22 protein-coding genes are annotated in these 25,328 nt (G+C 51.2%); 16 read left to right on the top strand and 6 right to left on the bottom strand.

Annotated features, from left to right (window positions below):
• The first annotated feature begins 37 nt into the window (after positions 1-37).
• From tsaA to sfsA, 7 genes are all read left to right on the top strand, one after another.
• On the top strand, positions 38-748 hold the full coding sequence (tsaA, locus tag L3J94_03985) for a tRNA (N6-threonylcarbamoyladenosine(37)-N6)-methyltransferase TrmO (GenBank protein MCF6217915.1): 711 nt from the start codon (positions 38-40) through the stop codon (positions 746-748).
• Between the two features lie 587 nt (positions 749-1,335).
• Complete coding sequence (gene petA / locus L3J94_03980) at positions 1,336-1,929, top strand: ubiquinol-cytochrome c reductase iron-sulfur subunit (protein ID MCF6217914.1); 594 nt, start codon at positions 1,336-1,338, stop codon at positions 1,927-1,929.
• A gap of 1 nt (position 1,930) precedes the next feature.
• Entirely contained in the window at positions 1,931-3,160 is a 1,230-nt protein-coding gene (locus L3J94_03975) for a cytochrome bc complex cytochrome b subunit (protein ID MCF6217913.1), read from the top strand.
• Positions 3,157-3,894 carry a cytochrome c1 gene (locus L3J94_03970; protein ID MCF6217912.1) on the top strand — a complete coding sequence of 246 codons (738 nt, stop codon included), beginning with the start codon at positions 3,157-3,159 and terminating at the stop codon, positions 3,892-3,894. Before L3J94_03975 ends, L3J94_03970 begins: the two co-directional genes overlap by 4 nt.
• 104 nt (positions 3,895-3,998) lie before the next feature.
• Positions 3,999-4,628 (top strand): glutathione S-transferase N-terminal domain-containing protein, encoded by a 630-nt coding sequence (locus L3J94_03965; GenBank protein ID MCF6217911.1) that lies wholly within the window; start codon positions 3,999-4,001, stop codon positions 4,626-4,628.
• An 18-nt stretch (positions 4,629-4,646) separates the two neighbouring features.
• Positions 4,647-5,039 carry a ClpXP protease specificity-enhancing factor gene (locus L3J94_03960; protein ID MCF6217910.1) on the top strand — a complete coding sequence of 131 codons (393 nt, stop codon included), beginning with the start codon at positions 4,647-4,649 and terminating at the stop codon, positions 5,037-5,039.
• A gap of 40 nt (positions 5,040-5,079) precedes the next feature.
• A complete protein-coding gene (sfsA, locus tag L3J94_03955) occupies positions 5,080-5,820 on the top strand; it encodes a DNA/RNA nuclease SfsA (protein ID MCF6217909.1) in 741 nt (246 codons plus the stop codon).
• Here sfsA and L3J94_03950 read toward each other — a convergent pair.
• Together L3J94_03950 and L3J94_03945 are read right to left on the bottom strand one after the other, a co-directional pair.
• A complete protein-coding gene (locus tag L3J94_03950; GenBank protein ID MCF6217908.1) occupies positions 5,780-6,205 on the bottom strand; it encodes a hypothetical protein in 426 nt (141 codons plus the stop codon). The two genes, sfsA and L3J94_03950, sit on opposite strands and share 41 nt — an antisense overlap.
• A gap of 411 nt (positions 6,206-6,616) precedes the next feature.
• On the bottom strand, positions 6,617-8,296 hold the full coding sequence (locus L3J94_03945) for a DEAD/DEAH box helicase (protein ID MCF6217907.1): 1,680 nt from the start codon (positions 8,294-8,296) through the stop codon (positions 6,617-6,619).
• Positions 8,297-8,511: 215 nt separating this feature from the next.
• Here L3J94_03945 and L3J94_03940 point away from each other — a divergent pair, with 215 nt between their 5' ends.
• The gene (locus L3J94_03940) at positions 8,512-10,299 is read left to right on the top strand and encodes an N-acetylglutaminylglutamine amidotransferase (protein ID MCF6217906.1); all 1,788 of its coding nucleotides are present in this window, start codon (positions 8,512-8,514) and stop codon (positions 10,297-10,299) included.
• A gap of 190 nt (positions 10,300-10,489) precedes the next feature.
• The gene (gene rep, locus L3J94_03935) at positions 10,490-12,499 is read left to right on the top strand and encodes a DNA helicase Rep (GenBank protein ID MCF6217905.1); all 2,010 of its coding nucleotides are present in this window, start codon (positions 10,490-10,492) and stop codon (positions 12,497-12,499) included.
• Between the two features lie 115 nt (positions 12,500-12,614).
• Here rep and L3J94_03930 read toward each other — a convergent pair whose 3' ends face one another.
• Complete coding sequence (locus L3J94_03930; protein MCF6217904.1) at positions 12,615-13,319, bottom strand: phosphoadenylyl-sulfate reductase; 705 nt, start codon at positions 13,317-13,319, stop codon at positions 12,615-12,617.
• Positions 13,320-13,609: 290 nt separating this feature from the next.
• On the opposite strand from L3J94_03930, the gene prfB reads away from it, so the two are divergent.
• The 5 genes from prfB to recJ all read left to right on the top strand — a co-directional run bounded on the left by prfB (position 13,610) and on the right by recJ (position 19,431).
• Positions 13,610-14,708 (top strand): peptide chain release factor 2 gene (gene prfB, locus L3J94_03925; GenBank protein MCF6217903.1). Its coding sequence is split into 2 segments (ribosomal slippage): positions 13,610-13,684 and positions 13,686-14,708, totalling 1,098 coding nucleotides; the frame shifts between segments, so codons are not numbered across the junction.
• Positions 14,709-14,748: 40 nt separating this feature from the next.
• Positions 14,749-15,069 carry a multidrug efflux SMR transporter gene (locus L3J94_03920; GenBank protein ID MCF6217902.1) on the top strand — a complete coding sequence of 107 codons (321 nt, stop codon included), beginning with the start codon at positions 14,749-14,751 and terminating at the stop codon, positions 15,067-15,069.
• Positions 15,070-15,216: 147 nt separating this feature from the next.
• A complete protein-coding gene (lysS, locus tag L3J94_03915) occupies positions 15,217-16,725 on the top strand; it encodes a lysine--tRNA ligase (protein MCF6217901.1) in 1,509 nt (502 codons plus the stop codon).
• A gap of 1 nt (position 16,726) precedes the next feature.
• On the top strand, positions 16,727-17,695 hold the full coding sequence (locus tag L3J94_03910) for a hypothetical protein (protein ID MCF6217900.1): 969 nt from the start codon (positions 16,727-16,729) through the stop codon (positions 17,693-17,695).
• 59 nt (positions 17,696-17,754) lie between these two features.
• Positions 17,755-19,431, top strand: a complete 1,677-nt coding sequence (gene recJ, locus L3J94_03905; GenBank protein ID MCF6217899.1) for a single-stranded-DNA-specific exonuclease RecJ — start codon at positions 17,755-17,757, stop codon at positions 19,429-19,431.
• On the opposite strand, the gene L3J94_03900 is transcribed toward recJ, so the two are convergent.
• Positions 19,418-20,743: an MATE family efflux transporter gene (locus L3J94_03900; GenBank protein MCF6217898.1), complete on the bottom strand. Its 1,326-nt coding sequence runs from the start codon at positions 20,741-20,743 to the stop codon at positions 19,418-19,420. The two genes, recJ and L3J94_03900, sit on opposite strands and share 14 nt — an antisense overlap.
• A gap of 29 nt (positions 20,744-20,772) precedes the next feature.
• Positions 20,773-21,408 (bottom strand): arylesterase, encoded by a 636-nt coding sequence (locus L3J94_03895; GenBank protein MCF6217897.1) that lies wholly within the window; start codon positions 21,406-21,408, stop codon positions 20,773-20,775.
• A 32-nt stretch (positions 21,409-21,440) separates the two neighbouring features.
• Here L3J94_03895 and L3J94_03890 point away from each other — a divergent pair, with 32 nt between their 5' ends.
• Both L3J94_03890 and L3J94_03885 read left to right on the top strand, forming a co-directional pair.
• Entirely contained in the window at positions 21,441-22,118 is a 678-nt protein-coding gene (locus tag L3J94_03890) for an ABC transporter ATP-binding protein (GenBank protein ID MCF6217896.1), read from the top strand.
• Positions 22,115-24,595, top strand: a complete 2,481-nt coding sequence (locus L3J94_03885) for an FtsX-like permease family protein (GenBank protein MCF6217895.1) — start codon at positions 22,115-22,117, stop codon at positions 24,593-24,595. The genes L3J94_03890 and L3J94_03885 overlap by 4 nt, the downstream gene beginning before the upstream one ends.
• Before the next feature lie 524 nt (positions 24,596-25,119).
• On the opposite strand, the gene L3J94_03880 is transcribed toward L3J94_03885, so the two are convergent.
• The coding region (locus tag L3J94_03880; protein ID MCF6217894.1) for a hypothetical protein at positions 25,120-25,328 on the bottom strand (209 nt) is incomplete at its 5' end.

Here is a 25,328-nt window from a genome sequence, read left to right as displayed (position 1 = left end):
TTGGGGAGTTCATCTGCCGTTGTCAAATGAGTATGTCATGACATTTGAGTTTAAAACCCTTGGCGTTATCCACTCCTGTTTTAAAGAGAAGTTTGGCATTCCACGACAACCAGGGTTAGTGGCAGAGGCGCGAGCAACGCTGGAGCTGCTGCCCCCTTATAATCAACCTGAGACAGTACGCGGTATTGAGCAGTTCAGCCATATCTGGCTATTGTTTGTCTTTCATGGTTCTCCACATGATAAATGGCAAGCACTGGTACGACCACCGCGCCTAGGTGGGAATCAGCGCATTGGGCTGTTTGCCAGCCGGACAACCTTTCGCCCCAACCCCATCGGTATGTCAGCGGTAAAGCTGGAACGTGTGGAGAGTGGTGTAGATCGCCTCTTTTTACACCTGAAAGGGGTGGACCTTCTTGACGGAACCCCGGTTGTCGATATCAAACCCTATATCCCCTATGCGGATAGCATTCCAAACGCAGATGGCGGCTTTGCTCAAAGCGCCCCGTCGCGTAAACATACTGTCACCTTCACAGCCGATGCCGCTAGGCGCTGCCATGAGCTCAGCCATCAATACACCCATTTGCACACCATGATAGAGCAGTTGCTGCAGAGTGATCCTCGTCCTGCATACAAAGAAGAGGATGGGGGGCGGGTATATGGGATGCGATTGTGGGATTTCGATCTGCGATGGCGCGTAATAGGGGATCGGGTAGAGGTTTTAGAGTTGGCGAAGGTTAATGGGGAGTAAGGGTTAACCAATAAGCCCGATCATTTATAAACCATCTGCAATACACGCCCATCAAACAGTTTATTCTGCCTTAATAAACGATGCCCGTTTGTGTAATAAAAATCAGTGATTTGACGCGGGTTTGGCCTGGTTGGAGCCTATAGAAATAGCCATTATTTTTAAGCGATAAATAGGTGCTTAGAAATATCGTTGACGGGCTACGCAGATTATTCTAGGATCGGGTCGACTATAAATATAAGTCAGTTATATTTGCGTGAGCAAGTAATAAGATTGACGAGGAAGGGAATGGCCATAAGAGCTAAATATAAGCTTGGCCAGTCAGCATCTGATATTCGATGTATTGATTGTACCGCCCAAGGGCGGTTTTTAGACTCTCTTATTTTTAAGCCCAAAGTTGACGTATAAAATTGTTCTGTTAAAGCATGAGTTACAGGTAATCGTTCGCTATTGCGAAGGGTTCCATGCAAAAAACAGAAGACGTTGTGCGTCAGAGTGTCAAATTGTGGCTTATTTCAGATATACAGTATATTCGGGTTCGTACCTGGATGAATAAAAACCAACAATCTAGATTGAGCAGGAGGGGCAAGATGAGTGATGGTGTTGATCACAGCAAACGTCGCACACTTACCATAGCAGCAGGTGCCATGGGTGGTGTTGGAGCTGCGTTTGTCGCAGTTCCATTTGTGTCGTCAATGTTGCCGAGTGCCAAGGCGCAGGCAGCAGGTGCGCCAGTGGAAGTTGATGTGAGTCGTATGGAACCCGGCCAGCGCATAACCGCTGAGTGGCGTGGCAAGCCTGTGTGGGTTATTCGTCGGACTAAAGACCAGTTAAAGGGTATGGATGGTCTAGTGCCACTGCTCCGTGACCCAAATTCAGAGATGCCAATGCAGCCTGACTACGCACAAAACCCTTATCGCTCCATTCGAGATGAATACGCGGTTATAGTTGGTATTTGTACTCATCTTGGCTGCTCGCCTACTTTCCGGCCTGAGGTTGCTCCGGCAGATCTGGGTGAAGATTGGGTAGGCGGATTCTTTTGCCCATGCCATGGCTCAAAATTTGATTTGGCTGGCCGTGTGTATAACGGTGCGCCAGCACCTAAAAACCTCGAAGTTCCACGTCATAAATTTATTAGTGACTCGGTAATTTTTGTGGGTGCTGATGATCAGGGGGTTGCATAGAATGAAGAATAAGCTACTTGAGTGGGTCGATGATCGATTTCCACTGACCAAAACATTTAATGAGCACTTAGCTCACTACTACGTCCCGAAAAATTTCAACATGTGGTACTTCTTCGGTTCGCTGGCAATCATGATGCTGGTGATTCAAATCGTGAGTGGTATTTTCCTTACTATGAATTACAAGCCAGACGGTGATGCAGCCTTCGGCTCCGTTGAATACATTATGCGCGACGTAGAGTGGGGCTGGTTAATTCGTTACATGCACTCAACGGGTGCTTCTTTCTTCTTCATTGTTATCTATCTGCATATGTTCCGCGGCCTGCTGTATGGTTCATACAAAAAGCCTCGTGAGTTGGTATGGATGATCGGTGTGGGTATCTTCCTACTATTGATGGCCGAAGCCTTCATGGGTTATTTGTTGCCATGGGGTCAGATGTCATACTGGGGGGCGCAGGTTATTATCTCGCTGTTCGGTGCCGTGCCCTTTGTAGGGCCGGAATTGGCATTGTTGATTCGGGGTGATTTTGTGGTCGCCGATGCGACGCTTAACCGCTTCTTTGCATTCCATGTTATTGCTGCGCCACTGGTGCTTCTCGGGTTAGTGGTTGTCCATATTACGGCTCTACACGAAGTGGGTTCTAATAATCCCGATGGTGTTGATATCAAGAAAGATAAAGACGCAAATGGTATTCCTCTTGATGGTATTCCCTTTCACCCCTATTACACGGTGAAAGATGCTTTCGGCGCATCACTATTCCTTATCTTCTTCTGTGTGGTGATGTTCTACTGGCCAGAAGGGGGTGGTTACTTCATTGAAGCGCCCAATTTTGTACCCGCAGATCCCCTGAAAACGCCGGATCATATTGCGCCTGTCTGGTACTTTACGCCGTTCTACACCATTCTGCGTGCGGTTCCGAGTATTGGAGGGTCACCGTTCCCTGGTGTAGTAGCAATGGGTATTTCAACCTTGATCTTTATGCTGTTGCCTTGGTTAGATCGCAGCCCTGTGAAGTCAATTCGCTATCGCAGCACCACCTTTAAGCTCTGGGTGGCGATGTTTGTAGTTGTATTTTTCATCCTGGGATTCTTGGGTACGAAAGCACCTAGCCCGCTGTATAACATCGCTGGCCAGATTTGTACTGTTCTGTACTTTGCATTCTTTGTATGTATGCCTTGGTACACCAAGAACGAAAAATGTAAGCCAGTACCAGAAAGGGTGACCGACAAATGAAAAAGTTAATGATCGCCATTTTGATGATGGCATTACCTGCTTTGGGAATGGCTGCAGGCCCTTCAATCCCACTGCTCTCTGCAAACATTGATTTGGATGACAAGGAGTCTCTACAAAGAGGCGCGGCAATCTTTATACATAATTGCCTGAATTGTCACTCTGCTCACTACATGCGTTATAACCGCGTGAGTGAGGATCTTGGCATGGCTGAGTCAGAGATCAAATCCATGATGTTTACCACTGATAAAGTGGGCGACACCATGGTGGTGGCACTGGATCCAAAAGAGGCGAAAGCCTGGTTTGGTACACTGCCTCCCGATCTGACCGTTATCGAACGCTTTCGTGGTGCGGACTGGTTATATACCTACTTCCTTTCATTTTATAAGGATGATAATCGCCCATTTGGTGTGAATAACCTGCTGTTCAAGGATGTGGGTATGCCACACGCCATGCTCAGTATGCAGGGCCTCGCTGATCCTATCTATCGTGATGAGACATTGCCTGATGGTTCTATCCGCAAGGTTGTTGAGTCACTTTCTCAGCCTGCAGGTGGCGCAATGAGCACGGCAGACTATGAGGAAGCGGTTCGTGATCTGGTCGGGTTTATGGTCTATATGGGCGAACCTGCGAAGCTGGTACGTTACGACTTGGGTTGGAAGGTAATCGTATTTTTAATCTTCCTAACCTTTTTGCTCTATTTGTTGAAGAAAGAGTATTGGCGCGATATACATTGAGTTAGTTGCGGTAAATTCTTGAAGAAGGGGGACATTGTCCCCCTTCTTCGTTTATAATGATTCGATTATTTTTCCAACCCTGTTTTTTTTTAGGAGATGTACGCATGGCGTCATTGGCCAACCGACGTTCGATCATGACCCTCTATTCCAACTCAAACTGCATTCATTCACATCGAGTGCGGATTGTGTTGGCTGAAAAGGGGATCACCCATGAGGTGATTGAAGTTGATCCCGATAATATGCCAGAGGATCTTCTTGAGTTGAACTCATACGGCACTGCACCGACACTGGTTGATCGTGATCTGGTGCTTTTTGGCTCTCAGGTTATCATGGAGTATATGGATGAGCGCTTTCCACATCCACCCCTCATGCCGGTAGACCCCGTGATGCGAGCGCGCAGTCGACTGATGCTGCACCGTGTTGAAAATGATTGGTACACCCTGGTGGAAGAGATTAATACCAAGGGTGAAAAAGCGGTTGCCAAGGCGCGTAAAGAGCTGCGTGAGAGCTTGACCATGGTGGCGCCTATTTTTGCACAAGGCGACTACTTTATGAGTGATGATTTTAGCTTGGTTGATTGTGCCATTATCCCGGTGTTGTGGCGTTTACCTCTCTATCGCATTGAACTGCCCGCTGAAGCTCAATCAATTAATGATTACGCAGATGCTCTGTTTAAGCGCGAAGGTTTCCAGGCAAGTCTCTCTGAAGCAGAGCAAGAGATCAGGGCGATTTAAAGGTTGCATATGGAAGAGATGACATCAAGTCGGCCCTATTTAGTGCGGGCCATGTATGAGTGGATTGTGGATAACTACCTCACCCCCTATCTGCTGGTAAAAGCAGATATTGAAGGGGTTGTTGTTCCCGAGCAGTTTATTGAAGATGGAAAAATCATCCTCAATGTTAACCCGAGTGCTGTGCAGTCACTACAAATGGGCAATGAACATATTCAGTTTAGCGCCCGTTTCAGTGGCAAGCCAATGAACCTCCATGTGCCGGTTCATGCCGTGATGGCCGTTTATGCTCGGGAGAATGGTCGTGGCATGGTCTTTAATGATGAAGTTGATGTCCCCGTACCACCTGACTTACCTCCTGAGCGGGAGCGTGCCAAAAGTGCACCCAAACCCTCACTGACTTTGGTAAAGTAATTAATCACCCCGCTTCGCGGGGTTTTTTTTGGAGTATTCAATGAAATTCTCTGCACCACTCATTGAAGGGCGTCTAGTAAAGCGTTACAAGCGTTTTTTAGTTGATGTGATGCTTGCTGATGGTGAGCAGGTGACGGCGCACTGTGCCAATACCGGCTCAATGAAAAACTGTCAGCCTGAAAATGCTCGGGTGTGGCTTAGTCGCTCAAACAACCCGAAGCGTAAGCTGGCATATAGTTGGGAGCTGGTTGAAGTTGCCCCCTCCATCCTGGTAGGAATCAATACCAGCCTTAGTAATAGACTGGTCAAGGAAGCTATCGAACAAGGCACGATTACAGAGCTACAGGGTTATCAGGATATTCGTGCAGAAGTGCAATATGGCGATGAAAAGAGCCGGGTCGACTTTCTGCTCAGCGGGCACCATGAGTTGCCCTCGTGTTATGTGGAAGTGAAAAATGTCACCCTATGGGATCAGCGATCCAAGGGTTATTTTCCTGATGCGGTAACCACAAGGGGCACCAAACATCTGCGGGAGTTGATGTTAATGGTTGAGCAGGGTTACCGTGCCGTACTCTGCTTTTGTGTTCAGCACGCAGGTATTAAAAGTGTGAGCAGTGCCGATGATATTGACCCACTCTACGGAAAGACGTTACGGGAAGCGATGAAGTGCGGTTTGGAAGTGATTGCGTATGGTGCAGAGATGAGTGTAGATGCCATCACACTACGACAAGTGATGCCGGTTATCCTGCCCAATACGCCAGCAGCAGTGCTAGCGCAATAAGTATAATATAGGGGTAGGCGACGGTTGGTCGTGCACTGTGACGAAGATATTCAACGATTGTGCCGAGAGTGCCTGGGCGTGAGGCCTCCCACTCGCTGTAAAATTGCATCCCCACGCTATCTGGCTCAGCTTTAATCTGCTTTTCCAATACCAACAAGCGATCACCACACCGCCCTTGCACCGTTCGCCAGATACCCTCTTGTAGCCAGAATATGACGGTAAAGCTTATGATGGCCAATAGCGGCAGTTCAAATAAGCCAAGGGAGGTCGCGGCTGTGATGATGGCAGCGACCTTGATAAGCAGGCCATACTGATCATAACGCTCAAAATCACGGTGTAGTATGCTCCACTCTTGTTGCAAAATTGAGTTGTCAGTCGTTGCCATGAAATATCCAGGTGAAGTCGATGCCATAAAAAAGGGGCGGCTGAATAGAGTAGATCAGCGTTCCTAGACTTTATGTATTAACTCGCCACCAGCTTAATTATCCATAATATGGATTGTTGGCGAGTAAATACATAAAGTCCGATGGTATTAGACAATCATTATTCCAGAAAAAAAGACATCTGGAATAATGAGTTGCGAGTTAATACATATCAGGAGGCTGTCGGACTTAGGTGATCGTAGCGAGGGAAAACCACTTTGAGTCCATTTTTTTGATCGTTTGAGGCGAATATTGAGCATATTCAACGAAAATGATCGGAGAAATGGGCCTGAATGGATTTTCCGCAGTAGATTCACCCTAAGTCCGACAAGCCTCCTAGGGTGGTGTTTCAGTTGCTTACCGTGTTAGCGCGGCTATTTTTTAAAGCCGCCCTGATCAATGCTGATGCGCATTGGATTGTTACGGATACGCACCCGCTTCAAGTGTTGCAGCATATCTTTGGGCATGCCCGTTGGCAGGTCAACGGTGCTGAAGTCGTTGTGTAGTTTGATGTGCCCAATGTGTTGGCTATCAATGCCGGCCTCATTAGCAATCGCACCCACAATATCGCGGGGTGTAACCCCTTGGTCACGGCCTACCTCAATACGGTATGTCGTTAGTTCAACATCGGACTGTTGACGGCGTGGACGACGCTCTTTGCGCTCACCACCGCGTGATGGACGGGGGCGGTCACGCTCATTTCGTTCGCGGGATTCACGCGGTGCAGGGATCTCTTCTTTGTACTGTAGCGGGCGCTCTTTTTGGCAAAGAAAAGCCAGTGCAGCAGCAACCTCGTGCGCGCTAATATCTTGTGATTGAGTATAGTCATCGACGAGTTGGGTGAAAAAGCCCAGCTCTTCGCTCTCAATGGTATCAGTGATCAACTGTTTGAATTGCTCAACACGTTTGGTTGCAATGCTATCAGCACATGGCAGTGGCATCTCTTTGAGTTTTGCTCTGGTTGCCTTCTCAATCGCAAACAACATACGACGCTCACGGGGCGATGAAAATAGAATGGCGACACCACTGCGGCCTGCGCGACCCGTACGGCCGATGCGGTGTACATATGACTCTGTATCATGTGGCATATCATAGTTAATGACATGGGTAACACGGGAGACATCAATGCCACGCGCCGCTACATCGGTGGCGATAACAATATCAATTTTCCCACTTTTCAGGTGGTTGATGGTGCGCTCGCGCAGCTGCTGACTCATATCACCGTTTAATGCAGAGCTGGGATAGCCTCGTGCTTCCAGTTTCTCAGCAAGCTCAACCGTGGCTGTTTTGGTGCGGGAAAAAATGATCACGCCATCGAAGGGCTCGCTCTCAAGAATGCGCGTGAGCGCATCCAGCTTAAAGCGAGGGGTGACCTGAATATAGCGTTGCTCGATATTTTCAACCGTCGAGGTTTTGGACTTAATTTTGATTTCAACAGGGTTGTTCAGGTACTTCTGGGTTACCTTCTTGATCGCCGCCGGCATGGTGGCAGAGAAAAGAGCCACTTGACGCTGTTTGGGTGCATGCTCCAAAATCCACTCTACATCTTCAATGAAGCCCATACGCAGCATCTCATCGGCCTCATCCAGCACAAAGCTGCTGAGCTTCTCAAGAGAGAGGCTTTTGCGTCGCAGGTGGTCCATTACGCGTCCAGGAGTACCCACAACGACGTGAGCGCCACGACGCAGGTGCTTAAGCTGGATATCAATGCTCTGGCCACCGTAGACTGGTAGAACATGGAAGCCTGGCATATGGCGAGCGTAGACCTGGAAAGCTTCTGCAACCTGGATTGCAAGTTCACGGGTGGGGGCTAATACCAAGACCTGCGGATATTTTTTACTGACATCAATTTTTTGCAGCATTGGCAAAGCAAACGCGGCGGTTTTACCGGTGCCGGTTTGTGCCATGCCTAAAATATCATTCCCTTCTAGTAAAGCGGGAATGCTGGCCGCCTGAATGGGGGAGGGGGTCTCGTATCCGACCTCTTGGAGTACTTTCAGTAGTGGAGCGGAAAGGGCTAAGTCTGCGAAGCTCGCATTTTCGGGTGTTGTCATAGGGGGTACCTTGTTAAGCGGCCGCCCCTCTCTATGAAAACTATCACTGTGGGGTAAACCGCATGGGTTAAAGCGACGCGCAGTATAACGGAATGGCGATCAAAAAGCTTGTACAAAATGTAAGCAATTTATCCAAGAATCATCCGAGGGGGCAGCGCAGCGGCTGATGGTACGTTACAATACGCCGTAGATTGAGTTTTTAGTGAGAAGAGTATATGTGCGGTATTTGTGGTGAACTGCGTCTGGATGGCACCTCGCCTGAGCTGGGGCTACTCAATAAAATGCTGGCTGCAATTGCCCGGCGTGGGCCAGATCACAGCGGTAGTTATTCAGATGGGCCGCTGGCGCTGGGGCATCGTCGCCTTTCGGTGATTGATCTTTCCGAGCATGCTAACCAGCCTATGGTCGATCCACAATTAAGCCTGGCGATGGTTTTTAACGGCGCAATTTATAACTACCCTGAGCTGAGAAAAGAGCTGCAAGGCAAGGGCTACCAGTTTTTCAGCAGCGGTGACAGTGAGGTCATTCTCAAGGCTTTTCACGCTTGGGGTGAACAGTGTGTGAACCGCCTACAGGGGATGTTTGCCTTTGCAATCTGGGATATGCAAAAAAAGGAGCTGTTTTTATCCCGCGATCGCCTCGGCATCAAGCCGCTCTATTTTTCTCAAAATGATCATGTTTTTCGCTTCGCATCCAACACTCAGGCGCTCTTGTGCAGCCGTGATACCGATGTCTCGATCGACCCCATCGCACTGCACAATCAATTAACCCTGCATGCGGTTATTCCTGCGCCGCGCACTCTTTTGCAAGGCATTAGCAAACTAGAACCGGGCAGCTCAATGCGAATCAACCTAAAAGGCGAGGTGACCCAACAACGCTATTGGCAGCTCACGGCACAGCGCCCCGTGCAAACATACAGCGAAACAGAGTGGATAGAGAGAATACACGATGCCCTGCGCCTGGCAGTGCGGAGACGGATGGATATTGCCGATGTGCCGGTAGGTGTTTTACTCTCAGGTGGCCTGGATTCAAGCCTGTTAGTGGCGCTGCTGGCCGAAGCGGGCGTAAATGAGCTACGAACCTTCTCCATCGGTTTCGATGATATCGGCAGTGAAGCGGGTAGTGAGTTTGAATTCTCCGACCTTGTGGCCAACCACTACGGCACTCGTCATCAAAAATATCATATCCCCAACAGCACCGTATTGCCACGACTGCCTGAGGCGGTTGATTGCATGGCAGAGCCGATGGTTGGGCAGGATGCTGTTGCCTTTTATCTGTTATCAGAGCAGGTTTCGCAGCAGGTTCGAGTGGTTCAAAGTGGCCAGGGTGCCGATGAGCTGTTCGCCGGTTACTTCTGGTACCCGGAGATGGAAGCGGCAAGCGGCAGCTACCTTGAACGCTTTGCTAAACACTATTTTGATCGCTCTCACCGCGAATTTATCGAGAGCGTTTGCGCCCAATACCAAGGAGCCGACTATACTAGCGAATTGGTGGCCGACCACCTTGGCTCACCCGGAGCGGATGAGTTTCTTGATCAGGTACTGCGCTTTGATGTGAGTACATTGATTGTAGATGATCCGGTCAAGCGGGTAGATAACATGACCATGGCCTGGGGTCTGGAAGCGAGAGTCCCCTTCCTTGATCATGAGCTGGTTGAGCTGGCGATGCAGCTTCCTCCACAACTGAAACTACAATCTGGCGGAAAACATCCGCTGAAAGAGATTGCCCGATCCATCCTGCCGCAGAAAATTATCGACCGCCCTAAGGGCTACTTTCCGATGCCCGCGCTTAAATATGTACAGGGGGAGTTTCTCGACTTCATGCGTGACATTCTCAACGCACAAGCGAGCCGCGAACGGGGGTTGTTTAAGCGTCCCTACCTCGACAAACTACTAGCTTCACCAGAGACGCACTTTACACAGCTGCAGGGTAGCAAACTCTGGCACAGCGCACTGCTGGAGCTTTGGTTGCAGCGCAATGTGGATAGTCGAAAACTATTTTAAAGTAGCCGCCGGTCATGAAGGATCGGCAAATTTAATATCACCCTGCCTCTCGGCTGAAAATGCAAGATGTTGGTTTTACTGTGTAATCAATAGTTTGTGCAGTATGTGAATCTCTATCTGGGGATTAGGCTACTACTCAGGTGCGAAAAAGGTATAATCGCCAGCCCGTTTTAAGTAAAGCTGCTTTGTAATGAAAGGTCTTAACCCCCACCAAAAAGAAGCCGTACTCTATATTGATACCCCCTGTCTGGTGTTGGCCGGTGCGGGCAGCGGAAAAACCCGGGTTATTACCGAAAAAATTGCTTACTTGATCCAAAAGTGTGGTTACAAACCCAACACCATTGCTGCCGTCACCTTCACTAACAAAGCCGCCCGTGAAATGAAAGCGCGGGTTGGGAAGCTCCTGCAAGGAAAAGAGTCACGGGGTTTAAAGGTCTCAACCTTCCATACCCTAGGGTTAAACATTCTAAAGCGCGAGCACAAAGCCCTCGGATATAAAGCCGGTTTCACCATTTTTGATGCCGCTGATAGTGCCGCACTGATTAAAGAGCTGATGCACCGCTCATTTGAGGGTGATGGCGAAATGGTACAGCAGGTGCAGTGGCAAATATCCAGCTGGAAAAACGCCATGATCAGCCCCGACCTTGCTCTAAACCAAACCGAAGGTGAAGAGCTAAAAGTGATCGCTGCCGCACTATACGAAAAATACCAACGTAACCTCAAAGCCTATAATGCGGTCGACTTTGATGACCTTATTTTGATGCCGACACAGCTGTTTTCCCAGTATCCCGAAATTCTAAGCCGCTGGCAAACGCGTATTCGCTACCTGTTGGTGGATGAGTATCAAGATACCAATGGTTCACAATACACCCTGGTAAAACAGATCGTCGGTCAGCGTGGTTGCCTGACGGTCGTGGGTGATGATGATCAATCGATTTACGCCTGGCGCGGTGCACAGCCAGAAAATATGGCACTGCTGAAAGAGGATTTCCCCGCGCTAAAACTTATCAAGCTAGAGCAAAACTACCGCTCCATGGGACGTATCCTTAAAGCCGCCAATGCCCTGATCGCCAACAACCCCCATGTATTCGAGAAAAAGCTCTGGTCTGACAAGGGCTATGGTGACCCGCTGCGGGTATTGCATTGTCGAAATGAAGAGCAGGAAGCTGAGCGCGTGGTCTCAGAGCTGCTGCACCACAAATTTCAAAACCGCACTCAGGACAAAGATTACGCGATCCTCTACCGTAGCAACCACCAGTCAAGGCTCATAGAGCGTATGTTGCGAGAGCACCACATCCCCTACCGCCTGAGTGGTGGCAGCTCATTTTTCTCGAAAATCGAGATAAAAGATATGATGGCCTACCTGCGACTGCTCGTGAATCAGGATGATGACAACGCCTTCCTGAGGATAGTCAATGTGCCGCGCCGCGAGTTGGGGCCATCTACCCTCGAAAAATTAGGCAGTTACGCCACCCTGCGCGGCATTAGCTTGTTTGCCGCCAGTTTCGAAATGGGGCTGGGAGAGTCCCTCAAAGAGCGCCAATTAGAGCGGCTGCAACGCTTCACTCACTGGATTAACCTGCAAGCCGACAACGCAAAAAGAGGCGATACCCTGGCGGTGATAAAAAGTGTAGTGACCGAAATCGGCTATTCAGAGTGGCTGGCGGAGAGCAGTAAAAATGAAGCGCAAGCCGAGAAGCGTCTGCAAAATGTGTACGAACTGATTGAATGGTTGGGGCGGATGTTGCAGGAGGGCGACAAATCGTTCGCCGAAGCGGTCGCCAGCATGGCGCTGCTCGACATACTTGACCGCCAAAATGAAGAAGAAGAGAGCGACGCCGTTACTCTGATGACTTTGCACGCTGCAAAAGGGCTCGAATTCCCCCATGTATTTCTAATCGGTGTAGAGGAGGAGATACTGCCACACCGCAACAGCATCGAAAATGATGACATCGAAGAGGAGCGCCGCCTCGCCTATGTTGGCATCACCCGTGCTCAAAAAACCCTCACTTTCAGTTATGCGGCCAGGCGAAAACAGTACGGTGAACTCACCGCCTGCGAGCCTAGCCGCTTTCTGCACGAACTACCACAAGACGATCTCGAATGGGAGGGGCGCGGCGGTGACATCTGTCCGGAAAAGAAAAAAGAGCGCGGGAAAGCCAACCTAGCTAACCTAAAAAGTATACTCAGCAAGCCTTAAGACAAGTCAGCCTAAAATCCGGCCCCTCGCAACTCAACAGTGGCTGAGTGATTTTTGGTAGCCCGTCAAACCTGTGCACTGCCTACTCATTATCGTCAGCGCGTTACCGGCAGAATCAGCGGGTATGCAGGCCGCATTCAGATTTAGTGGTATCTACCCAGCGCCCCGAACGGTCATCACCCTGGCGGGTGCAGTGGGTGCAGCCTACCGAAGAGAAGCCCTTGGCAACCATTGGGTGGAAAGGGAGTTTGTGGTCGCGGATGTAGTTATCACGCTGCTGCTTGGTCACATCAATCAACGGATAAAACTTGATAATGCCACCTCGGTACTCAAATACATCAAGCGAGGCGCGGTGCTCTGTTTGCCAGCGCATCAACCCGGAAACCCAGACACTGTACTTCTCTTTTACCTCTTGTAGCGGCTCTACCTTATTAATGCTACAGCAGAGATCCTGATCGGTTTTCCAGGTCTCATCTTTGAGCGTGAACTCATACTTCCACTTCTCAGCACGCACATCCTCAACCTTAAGGTTGTAGAGTTCAGTTAACTCCTCTTTGTAGAGCAGGGTATCCTGGAAGTGATAACCGGTATCAATAAAAATCACTTTTTGGTGTGGTGCTGCTTGAGAAAAAAGATGCAGTAAAAAGGCCGAATTAGTAGCAAAAGATGAGGTGAGCATCACCTCATCTTCCATAAAATCTTTATAGAGTTGCTGCACACGTTCTTCGGGCGACAATGGCCCATACAAGCTGTTCAGGTGGGCAATTTGAGAATCAATCTCGGCCCGCTCATCGTCTGTTATCTCTACTGCATCACTCATTTCTAGCGGCCACCGTACATCTGGGTCTCGGGATAAGACAATTTATGAATTATTCGGGTTAGATAATCGGCCATTATAACCGGTTCACCCAGTTAAACACCCGTTTAAGGGGAGTAAAATTTAAAAACGGGGAAGGTATTTTCTATCACGATATAAAATTCTTTTATTATGATGGCGTTAGCAGGTTGTCACAACCCCTATAGTGGCTTTTTTGTCGTTAAATTTACGACACGCTGAGGGTGTCTGTAGTATCATTGGCGTTTTTCTCGGCAACGCGGTTGATATAAATAATGTTGGAACTGAGCCCTGTTTTTAAAATGATCGACGATATGCTTGAGCGTACTGCTACGCTGAGGGGGTATCTTTGACTACGATACCAAGTCTGAGCAGTTAGTTGAGGTAGAGCGCGAGTTAGCGGAGTCATCGGTGTGGGATAACCCCGAGCGTGCCCAAGCGCTGGGTCGTGAACGTGTTGCGTTAGAGCGCGTGGTAAAAACCATCGATAACATGGAAGGGGGCCTTGCAGATGCCAAAGAGCTGCTGCAAATGGCCTCAGAAGAGGATGATGAAGAGAGTGCGGCGGCGCTAGAGGCTGACCTTGCTGCTCTGGAAAGCGAGCTGGCGACCCTTGAATTTCGTCGGATGTTTTCAGGTGAGATGGATGCCAATAGTGCCTATATGGACATTCAATCAGGCTCGGGTGGTACTGAGGCTCAGGACTGGGCTGAAATGTTGTTGCGGATGTATCTGCGCTGGGGCGAAGCGCAAGGCTTTGCGGTTGAGTTGATGGAGTGCTCCCCCGGTGATGTGGCCGGGGTCAAGAGTGCCACCATACACTTTAAAGGTGAATACGCCTTTGGCTGGTTGCGTACCGAAACCGGCGTGCACCGCTTAGTACGAAAATCACCCTTTGATTCCAGCAGCCGCCGCCATACTTCATTCACTTCGGTTTTTGTCTCCCCCGAGGTCGATGACGATGTGGATATTGAGATCAACCCGGCGGACCTGCGTATCGATACCTACCGCGCCTCCGGTGCCGGTGGTCAGCATGTTAACCGTACCGACTCCGCAGTGCGGATTACTCATCTTCCCACCAACAGCGTGGTGCAGTGCCAGAATGATCGCTCGCAACATAAAAATAAAGCAGCGGCCATGAAACAGCTCAAAGCAAAGCTCTATGAGCTGGAGATGATGAAACGCAACCAAGAGAAGCAGGCGCTGGAAGATACCAAATCTGACATCGGCTGGGGAAGCCAGATTCGCTCCTATGTGCTGGATGCGTCGAGAATCAAAGATCTGCGCACCGGTGTTGAGACCAGTAATACCCAAGCGGTGCTGGACGGCGATCTGAATCAGTTTATAGACGCGTCGCTGAAGAGCGGATTATAGCGGCCTGATCATTACTGAAGTTGTGATTGGAGAAAAGCAGATGAGTTGGTTTTACCTCGTTATTGCCGGTCTGTTTGAGGTGGGCTTTGCCAGTACTTTAAAATTGACAGAAGGCTTTACGCGGCTGTGGCCCTCAGTGATCTTCTTCATCTGTATTATTGCCAGCTTCCACTTTCTTGAAAAATCGTTAGCTGAGATCCCCATTGGAACGGCCTATGCGGTTTGGACCGGGATCGGAATTGTGGGAACCGTGATGGTTGGTATCCTCTTTTTCAAAGAGCCATTAACGTTGTGGAGAATATTTTTTCTGGTGACGTTGATTGGCTCTATTGTTGGGTTAAAGTTTGCTTCAAGCCATTGAACCACTGCTCTTTATTCAGAAGAGATGTAACCTGAATATTGCCAGCGCTCGCGCTCACTCAGCGTAAGCAGTTGCGGGATTTTGCTGCAACATTATTTTAAATTTTACGCCTCTCTAGAGGCTCAGAAGAGATAGATAACAGCCGCTATGAACGAACCAGAAAAAATTGAAGTTGAAGATGAAAACAAGCTGATCGCCGAACGCCGTGGCAAGCTGAATGAACTGCGGGAAAATGGCAACGCTTTCCCGAATGATTTTCGGCGCAACGTGGTGGCAGGCGAGCTACATGCCAAGTTCGATGCGCTGGATAAAGCGGCCATTGATGAGGCCGAGCCGGTGCGGGTGAAAGTGGCCGGTCGCATGATGCTAAAACGTGTGATGGGTAAAGCGAGTTTTGCCACCCTGCAGGATATGTCGGGCCGTATTCAGATCTATGTGCAGGGGAAAATGCTGCCGGAGGGGGGTTACGACGAGTTTAAAAAGTGGGATATTGGAGACATTATCGGTGTTGAAGGGGTGATGTTTCGCACTCAAAAAGGTGAACTCTCTATCAAGGCTGACGAGATTCGTCTGTTAACCAAATCACTGCGTCCATTGCCAGATAAATTTCATGGCCTAGAAGATCAGGAGACCCGCTACCGCCAGCGCTATGTTGACTTGATCATGAATGATCCGACCCGCAAAACCTTCCTGATTCGCAGTCAATGTGTCAGCTTCATTCGCCGTTTTCTGGAAAAAAAGGGCTTCCTTGAAGTCGAAACCCCCATGATGCAGGCGATTCCCGGCGGTGCCACGGCACGCCCTTTCACTACCCAACATAATGCTCTGGATATGGAGCTGTTTCTGCGTATCGCCCCCGAACTCTATCTGAAGCGTTTAGTGGTAGGTGGTTTTGAGAAAGTGTTCGAGATCAACCGCAACTTCCGTAATGAAGGGCTTTCAACCCGCCATAATCCTGAGTTCACTATGCTGGAATTCTACGAAGCGTATGCGGACTATAACGACCTGATGGATATCACCGAAGAGATGCTGCGTGGCTTGGCTCAAGAGGTGTTAGGCAGCACCACAGTTCCCTATCAAGGTGATGAGTATGACTTCGGCAAACCTTTTACCCGCATGACGGTGACCGACTCGATTTTACACCACAACCCAGCGTTAAAACCTGAACAGTTGGCAACACTGGATGAGGCCCGTAAGGTGGCTGATACGTTGGATATTCCGCTCAAGGCAGGTTATGGGCTAGGTAAAGTGCAGATCGAAATTTTCGAAAAAACAGTCGAGCACAAACTAAAAGATCCCACCTTTATCACCGCCTATCCCACCGAGGTTTCACCGTTGGCGCGTCGTAATGATGACAACCCGTTTGTGACCGACCGTTTTGAGTTCTTTGTCGGTGGTCGAGAGCTTGCTAATGGTTTCTCAGAGCTGAATGATGCTGAAGATCAGGCAGAACGGTTCCGTATGCAGGTGGCCGAGAAAGATGCCGGTGATGATGAAGCGATGCACTTTGATGAAGATTACATTATCGCCCTTGAGCACGGCCTGCCACCCACTGCCGGCGAGGGGATCGGAATTGATCGTCTGGTGATGCTGCTGACCGACTCACCCTCAATTAGAGATGTGTTGTTATTTCCCCACATGCGCAAGCAGGGGTAGTGTGAACAGAGATCTCACGCTACTAATTCCGGGCTTTATGCGGCCGGAGTGTGTACTGGCATCTGAGCAGCCCACCCTGTCACGGCTATTAAGCCGGGCAGATGGGGTGCGCTGTGCCACCCGTCACTTTGAGCCGTTGATACTCAAACTGTTTTCGATTCAGGCTGAGCCTGAATCACTGCCGGCGGCTCCGCTCACCTACGCGCTGGATGGTGGCGAACCGGGCGATGAGTACCTGTTGCGGGTAGACCCCATCTATTGTCAGCCGGATCGTGGCCGAGTGGTCTTGATGGCGCGAGAGCTGGGGCTGCTTCAAGCAGAGGCCGATAGCATGGTTGCAGATCTTAACCATCTGTTTGCTGAAGATGGTTGGCAGTTTATTGCCGCGCATCCTGACCGTTGGTACCTTAAAATGCCCGCCGCCGAGCAGCTCAAAACCAGCCCCCTCTCATCGGTGATGGGTCACAATATTCACGACTACTTACCGCAATCTCCCCAAGGTGTAGCACTGCACCGCGCCATGAGCGAGATCGAAATGTTGCTGCACAGCAACCAATCGAACCAGCAGCGTAGCGCCTCCCAGCAGCTGCCGGTAAATAACGTATGGATCTGGGGCGGTGGCCGCCTACCGGCCAAACCAAAAACCACTTGGGCACAAATATGGAGTGATGAGTCGCTGGTGCTAGCCGCTGCAAAACATGCCGATTTGCCCCGCTGTGAATCGCCGGAAAGCGCCACGCAATGGTTACAACATGCCATCACACCAGGCCGACACCTGATCGTACTGACAGCGCCTGAAGAGGTCTACTCGTATGAACAAACATGGTTTGAGCCGTTAGCCACCGCCCTTAAGTCAGGAGAGCTCAACACCCTTACCCTGTGGCTCGATAATGGCTATCAATACCCGATAAGCAAAAAGAGCCTGCGTCGTTGGTGGCGCAAACGGCGTGAAATGAAGCAATTTCTATGAGTATCATCATCGAACGCCGCCACGCTGATCCTGAGGCGCTGGCCAACCTTGCAACAGAAATGCCTCTGCTGGCACGCATCTATGCAGCGCGTGGCATAACCCACCCGAACCAGCTTGATAATGGCCTGAACCAATTGCTAGCGCCCGCTCTGCTCAAGGGTGTTGATGGTGCAGTAGCGCGCCTACAACAGGCGCTCGATCAACAGCAGCGCATTCTGGTAGTGGCCGATTTTGACTGTGATGGTGCCACCGCTTGTGCCGTTGCACTGCGTGGTTTAGCGATGCTGGGGGTACAACATCTCGACTATATTGTACCGAATCGCTTTGAATATGGTTATGGCCTCTCACCCGAAATTGTCGCGGTGGCGGCCACGCGCAAGCCAGACCTGATCATCACCGTCGATAATGGTATCGCCAGCATTGAGGGAGTTACCGCCGCCAATCAGTTAGGCATTGATGTGTTGGTAACCGATCATCACCTGGCAGCCGCGCAGCTACCGGATGCCATTGCCATCGTCAACCCCAACCAGCCGGGAGATACCTTCCCCTCCAAAAATCTTGCCGGAGTCGGGGTGATCTTCTATCTGCTATTGGCGCTGCGCCGACAGTTGCGTGAGCAGCAGTGGTTTGTTACTCAGCAACGCGCAGAACCCAACCTGGCATCCCTATTAGATCTGGTTGCCCTGGGCACGGTCGCCGATGTGGTGGCGCTGGACCACAATAACCGGGTTCTGGTCAGCCAGGGGCTGGCGCGTATTCGCAGTGGCCACTGCTGTGCCGGTATTCAGGCTATTTTGCAGGTCGCCGGGCGCAACCAGTCAGATATTAGCTCATCAGATCTCGGCTTTATGGTTGGCCCGCGCCTGAATGCCGCTGGCCGTCTGGATGAGATGTCACTGGGTATTGAGTGCTTGTTAACAGACGATGCCACGCGGGCGAAAAATATAGCTAACGAACTGGATGGACTCAATCAGGATCGGCGCAATATCGAGCAGGGAATGCAGCAACAGGCGATGGTAATACTGAATAAAATGGAGCTGGATGAGGCGCTTCCCGTGGGTCTCTGCCTCTACGATGAAAGCTGGCACCAAGGGGTGGTGGGGATCCTGGCATCACGTATTAAAGAGAAGCTGCACTGTCCAGTGATCGCCTTTGCTCCGGCGGATGACGGCAGTGGCCAGATAAAAGGTTCGGCACGTTCGGTCAGCGGGGTACATATTCGTGATGTGCTGGATGCCATTGCCTCACGCCATCCCGGCCTGCTCAATAAATTTGGTGGCCACGCGATGGCGGCGGGCCTGACACTGGCAGCAGAGCACTTCACGCAGTTTAAACAGCTGTTTGACCAGGAGGTGCAGCGACACCTTAGTCGTGATCAACTGCGTGGTGTTATTCATAGTGATGGCGAGTTGGCGGCAGATGAATTTAACCAGGCAACCGCCGAACAGCTACGCCACGCCAGCCCGTGGGGGCAAGCCTTCACCGAACCGGTATTCGATGCTGTCTTTAGCCTGCACTCACGGCGTATTGTGGGCGAAAAACACCTCAAACTACAGCTGCGCCACGCCGCACTGTCGCAGCCAATTGATGCGATTGCCTTCAACAAAACTGACCACGAATGGCCTGTCGAAGTAAGCCAAGTTAAGGTCGCATATCAGTTGGATATTAATGAGTTTCGCGGCAACCGCAGCTTGCAGCTACTGGTTCGCTATATTGAGCCGGTTAAAGGGGGATAACCCCACGGCGGGTTAATCGCCGGAAGCTCCACGCCATTGCCGCTCCCCGCGCCACCATAAACAGCATCAAAGCGGCCCACAGTCCGTGGTTTCCCCAGGGTTGCAGTAGCCACCAGGCGGGAAAGAAGACCAGCAGGGTTGAGGCTAGCATGGTGTTGCGCATTTCTCGAGCGCGGGTTGCGCCGATAAAAATACCATCAAACAGATAACCCCACACCGCTACCAGCGGCATAAAAATTGACCAGATAAGATACTCATTAGCTACCGATCTGACCGCCTCAATATCACTGAGCTGGTCGATCATCCACTGGCCAGCCAGTGCATAAAAAGCTACAAACAACAGCGCAAAACCGAGTGACCAGAAAGCGGCGGTATAGATTGCACGCTTAAGGGCTCTGCGGTCACATTTGCCGATGGCACGGCCAACCAGCGCTTCTGCCGCATGGGCAAAACCATCCAGAGCATAGGCCATCAGTGTTTGAAAGTTGATCAGGATAGCGTTGGCAGCCAGTATCAGGTCGCCCATTTTAGCCCCCTGTGCGGTGAAGAAGGCGAGGGTAAAGATTAAGCAGAGGGTTCTCAGCATAATGTTGCTGTTCAGGGTGACCAGCTGACGCAGCTTGTGGCGCTTTAAAATCTGCTCCCACTGCCACTGGGCTGGGTGCTGTTTTAGCAGTTGGAAGGTCAACACAATACCCACCGCACAGCCAATATACTCTGCGATGACTGAGGCGATGGCAACACCATCCACAGTCATGCCTAAGCCAACCACAAACCAGAGGTCAAGCACGATATTGGTGAGGTTGGTTACCAGTAACATTACCAGTGGGCCGCGGACATTCTGCATTCCGAGCATCCAGCCGATCAGTACATAGTTGAGCAGCGTCGCCGGCGCGCTCCAGATACGAAGGGTGAAATATTGCTGGGCGTAGTGTTCGACTGGGTGGCTGCCATCAAGTAGATAGAAGGCGAGCTGGCCAATGGGGTACTGCAATAATAAAATAAGTAGCGAAAAGAGTAGGGCTAACAGGCTTGCCCGTACCAGCGTGGCGTGTATTTCATGGTTATTCTCCTCACCAAACGCCTGTGCAATTAGCCCAGTGGTGCCCATGCGTAGAAAGCCAAAGCCCCAGAAGAGAAAAGAGAATATTAACGCACCCAATGCGACGGCACCGAGATAGTAGGCGTGTTCGAGATGCCCCACCACCGCAGTATCTACCAGCCCCAGCAATGGAATCGAGAGATTAGAGAGCATCAGCGGCAGCGCAAGGCGCAATATCGGGCGATGGTGCAGCAGAGCGGGGCTAGGCATTGGCAGTGAGCGTTTTTATTGCTCTCATGCTATAACAGCGGCTCGAGCTGTGGCCATACTGCCTCCAGCAGCAGCGGCTGTGCCTCTCTGCGGGGGTGCAGGCCATCGGCTTGAAAAAGGGCGTTGTTATGTGCCATTTTTTCAAGTAAAAAAGGCACCAGTGGTAGTGCATATTGCTGGGCAAGTTGATGGTAGATGGCATGGAACTTTTGGTTGAATAGCACGCCATAGTTAGGTGGCAACCGCATACCAACCAATAACAGCTGACTATTTTGTTGCTGGGCGAGTTGAATCATCGCCTCAAGATTTTTCTTTAACTGCTTAAGAGAGCTGCCGCGCAAGCCATCATTTGCACCCAGGGCCAGAATCAACAATTGTGGCTGATACTGCTCCAGTGCCGTAGGCAGGCGACTAAGGCCACCCTGGCTGGTCTCGCCACTGATGCTGATGTTGACCACTTGATAGGGGCGGTTATCATGGGTCAGCCGTTGCTGGAGCAGTGCCACCCAGCCCGCAGCCTCATCGATACCATGAGCGGCACTGAGGCTATCACCCAGTACCAACAGCGTGGGTTGGGGTGCGGCCAACAGGTTGGCTGAGAACCACAGCAGGGTGAAAAGCATGAGCAGTTGAATGCTACGTTGTAGCCGGTACGGAATTGTCATAAATAATTTGAGTCACGAAGGAAGTTAAACTGATGACACATAGCATATTGAAAACCCAGGCATTGGGGAAGCGCGTTAACAGCCCCGAAGGTGAGTTGGTGCTGTTAGAGCGTGTCGAGATGCATGTAGCAGCGGGTGAAACAGTGGCAGTGGTGGGTGCCTCCGGCTCTGGTAAATCAACATTGCTGGGGCTGCTGGCGGGCCTGGATGAACCCAGTGAAGGCGAAGTGTTTATCGCGGGTCAGGCGCTGTTTGAGTTGGATGAGGATGGTCGCGCCGCACTGCGTGCCGCCAAGCTAGGCTTTGTTTTCCAGAACTTTCAGCTGCTGGATAACCTGACAGCGCTGGAAAATGTGATGTTGCCGCTGGAGCTGGCAGGCCGAAAAAATGCTCAAGAGTATGCCAAAGAGGTGCTGGCTAAAGTTGAGCTGGCTCATCGGTTACACCACTACCCCAAACAACTCTCGGGGGGCGAACAGCAGCGCGTTGCCATTGCCCGTGCCTTTGCGCCCAACCCAGCACTGATGCTGGCGGATGAGCCGACCGGCAACCTGGACAGCGCCACCGGCGAACGAATTATCGACCTGCTGTTTCAGCTCAACAGCGAACAACAGACCACCTTGGTGCTGGTCACCCACGACAGAGGACTTGCCCAGCGCTGCCAACGGCGACTGGAGCTTCATCAAGGACAGCTAAGGGAACTCTCATGACCACGGCGCTGGCACTGCGAATGTTGCGCCGTGAATGGCGCAGTGGCGAACTGCGGGTGATCTGGTTATCACTGCTGATTGCGGTGGCCGCCGTAGTGGCGGTGGGGGTCTTTAGTGACCGGGTTAATCAAGCATTAATACAACAAGCTAACGCATTGCAGGGGGGCGACCTGATTCTCTCCTCGGATAATCCACTGCCCCTGACATACCGCCAACAAGCGGATCACGCCGGGATATTATGGGTAGAGGGTTATGAATTTCCCTCCATGGTGATGGTAGACGATCGGGCACGCCTGGTGGCGGTCAAAGCGGTTTCGAATGGCTACCCACTGCGGGGTCAACTGTTAATTAGCCAAGATCCATTTGCCCCTGCACAGGTGGCCAGCGGGTTACCCGCTCCGGGCACTGTTTGGGTGGAGCCACAACTGCTGAGTGATCTGGCCCTTTCGGTAGGCGACTCACTAAGCTTGGGGGCATTAAGTGTGCAAATCAGCGCGGTGATTCGCAATGAACCCGCCCGTGCAGCGGGAAATCTATTTTCATTATCACCACGGGTCTTGTTAAACAGCGCCAACCTGGCGGCAACCGAGCTGGTTCAACCCGCCAGTCGGGTACGTTATCAGCTGATGATGGCGGGCGATATGGCGCAGATTAATCAACATAAAAAACAGCTGCAACGGCAGCTACAACCCGGCGAACGGCTACTGGATATAACCGATGGCCGCCCTGAGGTAAACATGGCCGTAGAGCGTGCTGCCCGCTTTTTGGGGTTAGCGGCACTGGTGAGTGTGTTGCTGGCAGGTGTCGCCATCGCCATGGCCAGTCGCCGCTACAGTGAACGACACTATGACCACTGCGCCGTGTTGCGCTGCCTGGGAGCTAGCCATCGGCAAATATTAAACCTGTTCCTGTTACAGCTCTTGATTGTCGGCACCGTCGCCGGAGGGCTGGGTGCTGCACTGGGCTATTTGGCGCAAGCGGGCTTGGTTAATGCGCTCGCGCCCCTGTTTAGTGGCGAACTACCCCCGCCATCACTGCAGCCCGCCGCCGTCGGTATTTTGGTGGGTCTGGTCACACTGTTTGGTTTCTCATTACCGCGTTTTATCGCCCTTAGCCGAGTCCCCGCGCTACGGGTATTGCGCCGGGAGCTGCAAGGGGCTGGCACCCAGCCGTGGCTGGTTTTCCTGATCAGCCTTAGCGCACTCATGGTGCTGCTGGTCATCCAGGCAGGTGATGTACGGTTAGGGCTCTTTGCCTTATTGGGCGTAGCGGTGTCGCTGCTACTGCTGGCCTCACTGGCCTGGTTGATGGTGTGGGGAATTGGCCGCCTTAAAGGGCAGGTGGGGTTATCGTGGCGCTTTGGATTGCTGAATATCTCTCGCCGTACCACCGCCAGCGTAGTGCAGGTGAGTGGCTTTGGCCTCGGCATCATGGCGCTATTACTGCTCACCATGGTGCGGGGTGACCTGCTCAGTGAGTGGCAGCTGCAACTACCCGAAAATGCCCCCAACCGTTTCCTGATTAATATCCAACCCGATCAAGTGGCCGCGGTGGCGCAATTTTTTCGCCAACAGCAGGTCGATAACGTTCCCCTCTATCCCATGGTAAGAGGGCGCTTAGTGGCGATCAACAACAACATACTCAGCGTAGACGACTTCCCGGACGACCGGGCAAAGCGGCTACTGATGAGGGAGTTTAACCTCTCTTGGTCACAAACAATGCCAAACGGCAACCGCCTGATCGAAGGGGCGTGGTGGCAAGCCAGTGACCAACCGCAATTTTCAATAGAGCAGGGGATTGCCGAGGCATTCGGTATTCGACTGGGTGATCGGCTACGCTACAAAATTGCCGGTGAGGAGGTAGAGGCAACCGTCACCAGTTTGCGTAGCGTGGAGTGGGACAGCTTTCAGGTCAACTTCTTTGTGATTGCATCCCCTGGCGTGCTGGATAACTACCCCAGCAACTATGTGAGTAGTTTCTACCTGCCTGAAAATAAATACCCACTGCTTAACCAGCTGCTACAGCAGTTCCCCAATATTACAGTGCTGGATGTCTCCTCCATTATGGAAGAAGTCAGGCGAATTGTAGAACGGGTCATTATGGCGGTAGAGTTTGTCTTCCTCTTCACACTACTGGCTGGCCTAATGGTGATGTACGCCGCCATACAATCCACCCTTGATGAGCGCATTCGCGAGAGCGCACTGCTGCGCACCTTGGGCGCACAGCGGGGGCAGCTTCAAAAAGGATTGCTAGCAGAGTTTGCCGTGCTCGGGCTATTAGCCGGAAGCGTCGCTGTCGTCGTCTCATCAGCTGCCGCCGCACTCTTGGCCGAGCAAATTTTCAACCTCGCCTACCTCCCATCCCCCTGGCTATGGTTGGGAGCACCCATCGCCTCAGCACTCGCCATCGGCCTGGCTGGCGTATTAAGTACCCGCTTTATACTGAAGCAACCCCCACTGGTCAGCTTGCGATGCTGATAAAATGGAGTGGTCAACTACCTTGAAAAACATCAAAAAGCCGTCGTGGACGAGGTCAGAAAAACAGAGCCCGTGTTGTATCGCTTTATCTCAGTCGAAAACACGCGGGTCTGCCGCTAAATCAGATCGCCGACTATTTTGACTTAAACCACCATGGCAGCGTGCCTGGAATCATTAAATGATTCGAGAATCAGCTATGTGTTGATGGGGAGTTGGAGGCTAAAGTTGATGAAGCGGTTAAAATGATTAATGTAAAGACTTGACCCCTTATCATTTGTCAGAGCACCGAAATGATTTGGGGCCGCCGCAAGTCTGGGCTGCTTATGAATCTGGACTTTTCGCTTTATTCGAGGAAACATCAGGTCGGTTGGTTGCGCTAGTTGAGGCATCCGGCCTAAATGACGTTAAACCTGGCTGGTGGATCGATTCAGAATTTCGGGGTCGAGGCTACGGGAAAAAAGTTATAGACATCTTGGCGCAGCATCTGAAAGCGCGTGGGGTGACGCGCATCGGCCCAATGGCAATCACCACGTATCAACAGCAATACGACAAACAGTCCAGTAAGTTGGCACAGCGTTTACGGAGCTACTTTGAATAACGCAGCTAATCGGGTAACCGGGGGTCTCTAACCCCCAGTCCCCACAACACCCTGCATGCGGCTCCGCACAGGGCGTTTCATTTAGCATGGTGAAGCGCAATCCATCCATCACGTAACGCATAAAGTCCCTGGGAT

Source organism: Gammaproteobacteria bacterium (assembly GCA_021647245.1).
Taxonomy (GTDB): domain Bacteria; phylum Pseudomonadota; class Gammaproteobacteria; order RBG-16-57-12; family RBG-16-57-12; genus JAFLJP01.
This window is presented reverse-complemented; position numbering and strand designations above follow the sequence as displayed.

Excerpts from the sequence above, each read along its gene's own strand:
- tsaA (MCF6217915.1), top strand. The coding sequence starts at position 38 with ATGACATTTGAGTTTAAAACCCTTGGCGTTATCCACTCCTGTTTTAAA.
- petA (MCF6217914.1), top strand. The coding sequence starts at position 1,336 with ATGAGTGATGGTGTTGATCACAGCAAACGTCGCACACTTACCATAGCA.
- L3J94_03975 (MCF6217913.1), top strand. The coding sequence starts at position 1,931 with ATGAAGAATAAGCTACTTGAGTGGGTCGATGATCGATTTCCACTGACC.
- L3J94_03970 (MCF6217912.1), top strand. The coding sequence starts at position 3,157 with ATGAAAAAGTTAATGATCGCCATTTTGATGATGGCATTACCTGCTTTG.
- L3J94_03965 (MCF6217911.1), top strand. The coding sequence starts at position 3,999 with ATGGCGTCATTGGCCAACCGACGTTCGATCATGACCCTCTATTCCAAC.
- L3J94_03960 (MCF6217910.1), top strand. The coding sequence starts at position 4,647 with ATGACATCAAGTCGGCCCTATTTAGTGCGGGCCATGTATGAGTGGATT.
- sfsA (MCF6217909.1), top strand. The coding sequence starts at position 5,080 with ATGAAATTCTCTGCACCACTCATTGAAGGGCGTCTAGTAAAGCGTTAC.
- L3J94_03950 (MCF6217908.1), bottom strand. The coding sequence starts at position 6,205 with ATGGCAACGACTGACAACTCAATTTTGCAACAAGAGTGGAGCATACTA.
- L3J94_03945 (MCF6217907.1), bottom strand. The coding sequence starts at position 8,296 with ATGACAACACCCGAAAATGCGAGCTTCGCAGACTTAGCCCTTTCCGCT.
- L3J94_03940 (MCF6217906.1), top strand. The coding sequence starts at position 8,512 with ATGTGCGGTATTTGTGGTGAACTGCGTCTGGATGGCACCTCGCCTGAG.
- rep (MCF6217905.1), top strand. The coding sequence starts at position 10,490 with ATGAAAGGTCTTAACCCCCACCAAAAAGAAGCCGTACTCTATATTGAT.
- L3J94_03930 (MCF6217904.1), bottom strand. The coding sequence starts at position 13,319 with ATGAGTGATGCAGTAGAGATAACAGACGATGAGCGGGCCGAGATTGAT.
- L3J94_03920 (MCF6217902.1), top strand. The coding sequence starts at position 14,749 with ATGAGTTGGTTTTACCTCGTTATTGCCGGTCTGTTTGAGGTGGGCTTT.
- lysS (MCF6217901.1), top strand. The coding sequence starts at position 15,217 with ATGAACGAACCAGAAAAAATTGAAGTTGAAGATGAAAACAAGCTGATC.
- recJ (MCF6217899.1), top strand. The coding sequence starts at position 17,755 with ATGCCTCTGCTGGCACGCATCTATGCAGCGCGTGGCATAACCCACCCG.
- L3J94_03900 (MCF6217898.1), bottom strand. The coding sequence starts at position 20,743 with ATGCCTAGCCCCGCTCTGCTGCACCATCGCCCGATATTGCGCCTTGCG.
- L3J94_03895 (MCF6217897.1), bottom strand. The coding sequence starts at position 21,408 with ATGACAATTCCGTACCGGCTACAACGTAGCATTCAACTGCTCATGCTT.
- L3J94_03890 (MCF6217896.1), top strand. The coding sequence starts at position 21,441 with ATGACACATAGCATATTGAAAACCCAGGCATTGGGGAAGCGCGTTAAC.
- L3J94_03885 (MCF6217895.1), top strand. The coding sequence starts at position 22,115 with ATGACCACGGCGCTGGCACTGCGAATGTTGCGCCGTGAATGGCGCAGT.